Annotated in this window: 1 protein-coding gene; it reads left to right on the forward strand. The window is 60.2% G+C overall.

Annotated elements, in window-relative coordinates:
• Positions 1 to 134: 134 nt before the first annotated feature.
• Positions 135 to 404, forward strand: a complete 270-nt coding sequence (locus GO707_RS11845) for a hypothetical protein (RefSeq protein WP_114539678.1) — start codon at positions 135 to 137, stop codon at positions 402 to 404.
• The last annotated feature ends 300 nt before the right edge of the window (positions 405 to 704 follow it).

Consider the following 704-nt stretch of genomic DNA (forward strand, 5'->3'; position numbering starts at 1 on the left):
TCCAAGGCCAAATCCCAGGAGGTCGTTCTGCGCCCTCCGCCCTCTACTCGCCCTTTATCCCATATTTGAAAAGGAAGGTAAAGAGCGCGGCCACTGCGCGAGAAGTGGCGAAAACAATATACGAGGAGGTCGCTATGAAGCTCGTTCCCGTGAAGCAGGCCCAAGCCAAGTTCTTCAACGCCCCGGCTGACAAGGGGCTGAAGTCGCTCACTCTGGCGACGTTCAAGAAGGACCGCTCCCTCATCCTCGAGCGCGATGGAGAGGGTTGGTTCCTCGTCGAGGACGGCTTCGAGAAGAGCCGCTCTCCCCTGCCGCCGGGCGCTGCCGGCAAGCGCCTGCTGAGGGAGGCCTTCAAGCGCGAGTTCCCCCGCAGCGCCAACGCCTATTTGGCAGAGGTTCGCTAACGCTGGCGCCCCGCTCAGTCGCCGAAGCACCCCGAAAATGCACGAGATCTCGAGTTATAAGCGTCCAATCCCGCCGATGAAGACCCGCGTTCCGAAAAGCTATCGAGAAATGCCTGGTCAGCGAATTGGAGCCGATTTGCATGCCTTCAGTTCCGAGTCATTCGCACCCTCGGGGGGGGTGCGGACTCCAAGTTGGACACCCAGGTGTCCGGAAGGGAGTTCGAATGTACGACAAGAGGGCCAAGCAGGATGCGCTGGATCTGTGGTTCTCGATGCCCGGCGAGATGTCCGTGGATGACT

The sequence above is a fragment of the Adlercreutzia rubneri genome, assembly GCF_009755265.1.
In the GTDB taxonomy this organism is placed as follows: domain Bacteria; phylum Actinomycetota; class Coriobacteriia; order Coriobacteriales; family Eggerthellaceae; genus Adlercreutzia; species Adlercreutzia rubneri.

What these genes read in the sequence shown, in the direction of transcription:
- GO707_RS11845 (WP_114539678.1), top strand. Translation starts at nt 135, where the DNA reads ATGAAGCTCGTTCCCGTGAAGCAGGCCCAAGCCAAGTTCTTCAACGCC.